General features: G+C 70.1%; 3 protein-coding genes. All 3 read right to left on the reverse strand.

The genetic code is table 11. The features are described 5' to 3' along the window. A partial coding sequence (locus D183_RS0107545) for an NAD(P)/FAD-dependent oxidoreductase (RefSeq protein ID WP_017908468.1) occupies nucleotides 1–666 on the reverse strand: 666 nt, incomplete at its 3' end. Continuing rightward, nucleotides 663–1,640: an acyl-CoA desaturase gene (locus D183_RS0107550; protein ID WP_198527646.1), complete on the reverse strand. Its 978-nt coding sequence runs from the start codon at nucleotides 1,638–1,640 to the stop codon at nucleotides 663–665. The genes D183_RS0107550 and D183_RS0107545, both read right to left, overlap by 4 nt. A gap of 469 nt (nucleotides 1,641–2,109) precedes the next feature. Further along, on the reverse strand, nucleotides 2,110–2,586 hold a 477-nt coding region (locus D183_RS0107555; protein WP_017908470.1), incomplete at its 5' end, for an anti-sigma factor.

A 2,586-nucleotide genomic window follows, 5' to 3' on the forward strand; every position in this document is an offset into this window, starting at 1 on the left:
CCAGCGGCTGCGCAGCGCGCGCACGTAGCTGTTGGAGCCGCCGCGCACCACCCGCCACTGCGGGCGGCCGCTGACCTGCAGCATGTGGTGATTGGCCATGAAGCCGATCAGCTGGCGCATCGGGAAATCGAGGATCTGCCGCGACGGCGAGGACCACAGCGCCGAGGCCATCGGCACCAGGTGCGCGTCGCGGAATACCTCGGAGTAGCGGTGGCGCTGCAGGAAGTCGCCGAGGGTGAGCTGCGCCAGCGTGGCGTCGTGCAGCACCTGCGGCGCCTCACGGTAGAACCGCCGCAGATCGCGCAGCATGCGCCAGAAGCGCGGCGACAGCAGATTGCGGCGCTGGCAGAACAGCCCGCCGAGCGTGCCGGCGTTGTACTCCAGCCCGGTGCGCTCCTCGTGTACCGAGAAACTCATCGTGGTCGGCTGCGACTCGACCCCGAGCCGCGCGAACAGCGCGCTCAGCAGCGGGTAGTGCTCCGGATTGAACACGATGAAGCCGCTGTCCACCGCGTATTCCGCACCGTCCAGTTCGATCGCATGGGTATGGGTATGGCCGCCGAGATAGTCGGCCGCCTCGTACAGCGTCACCTCGTGGCGCTGCGACAGCAACCACGCCGCGCCGAGGCCGGCGATCCCCGAGCCCACCACCGCGATCCGGCTCATCGGGCACGCGCCTGTGCGCGCACCAGCCCGGCCGGCACCGGCTTGAGCTCGCGGATCACGCGCGTCCACGACAGCGCCTTCAGTCCGTACCAGGTCAGGTCCAGCTCCCACCAACGGAAACCCTGGCGCGCGGCGCCGGGGAAGAAATGGTGGTTGTTGTGCCAGCCTTCGCCGAAGGTCAGCAGCGCCAGCCACAGGTTGTTGCGGCTGTCGTCGCGGGTGTCGAAGCGGCGGCTGCCGAAGCGGTGCGCCAGCGAGTTGATGGTGAAGGTGGCATGGAACAGCGCCACGGTGGAGACGAAGAAACCCCACACCAGCAACTGCGGGCCATCGGTGCCGAGCTGCGGCACGTGCCGCTGCAGCCACCCGCCGAGCAGGAACAGCGCCAGCGCCAGCAGCACTGGCAGCAGCAGGTCGAAGCGGTCGAGGAAGCGCAGTTCGGGGAAGCGGCGCAGGTCCGGGATCGCCTCCCAGTCGGTGCGGAAGCCGCGCGGGGTCAGGAACCAGCCGCTATGGCTCCACCAGAAGCCGTGCTGGCGCGGCGAATGCGGATCGGCCGGGGTATCTGTATGGCGATGATGGTTGCGGTGGTGGGCGGCCCACCACAGCGGTCCGCGCTGCACGCAGGTGGCGCCGATCGCGGCGAACAGGAACTGCACCGGACGCGAGGTCTTGAACGCGCGGTGCGCGAAGTAGCGGTGGTAGAAGCCGGTGAGCGCGAACATGCGCACCGCGTACATCGCCACGGCCATGCCGACGGCGAACCAGGACACACCGACCCAGAACACGCCCAGGCACGCCAGGTGCAGGCCGATGTAGGGCGCGGCACGCAGCCAGTCGATGCGGTCTGCCCGCGCCGGATCCAGCTCGATCTCGGCACTGGTGTCGAACCAGCGCCGCAAGGTGCGCAGGATGCGGCCACGCGGTGCACGTGGCGTTGTGGAAGGGCTGGGTTCCGGAACGGGACTCGGCACAAGCGCGTCTCATTGGGGGACTTGGGAGCGATACGGGCGAAACCGGAAGACGGATGCACCGCGTCGCATTTCCCCTGCACGGCTGCGGGCGCGGCATGGCGGCCACGACGGCGCAGCGCAGGCGTCGCACGAATCGGAAGATCTGGCTGTCGTGCGGATGCGCGATGGCGGCGGGGATGTTGCCTGCGCACGAGTGGTGGGCGGGTGAATGCGCGCCCGGTTCTTGTAGACGAGCGCGGCATAGCCTGACCGCGGCCCGATCTCTCCACGGCGCGTGCAAGGTACGTGGTGCACTGCCCCTCTCCCATCGGGAGAGGGGTTGGGGTGAGGGTACGGAGCGAAGCCCTCGCGCATCCAACTGCGCTAGCGGACGCTGTACGAGGCTTCGCCCGGACCCTCATCCGCCCCTTCGGGGCACCTTCTCCCGATGGGAGAGGGGGATCCATGGTCCCGATGGGAGAAGGGTTGTCTACGGCGCCAGCTGCAGCGTGCTGATGCCGCCCTTGGCCACGACCGGACCGGTGGCGACGCCGCCGGGCGCGCCGCCGGGCGGTTCCATGGTGACCGCCAGCACCGCGCCGTCGCTGAGCATGGGCATCAGCGCATCGGGGATGCGCGCCACGCGCGCCTTGGCCTCGTCGAACACACCCATCGAGCGCGCCTTGCCGTCGGCCGGGATCAGCCACAGTTCCGGCACGCGGCCGGTGTCGCGGGCGCCGGCCAGCGGGGTGAGGGTGATGCTGCGCTTGTCGGCGTCCATCAGCGCCACGTAGCCGGGCTTGCCGTCGTCCTGCATCAGCGTGGAGGTCATCGCGATGCCGCTGGGCTTGGGCGTGGTGGTAGTGGCGACCGGCGGGGGCTGCGCGGCCGGCGGCGGCACCGGCGCACGCGCCAGCAGCAGCGCCAGCAGGCAGGCCGTGGCGGTGGCGAAGCCGCCGGCGCTGAG

Origin of the sequence: Xanthomonas sp. SHU 199 (genome assembly GCF_000364665.1) — a bacterium.
Lineage (GTDB): Bacteria > Pseudomonadota > Gammaproteobacteria > Xanthomonadales > Xanthomonadaceae > Xanthomonas_A > Xanthomonas_A sontii.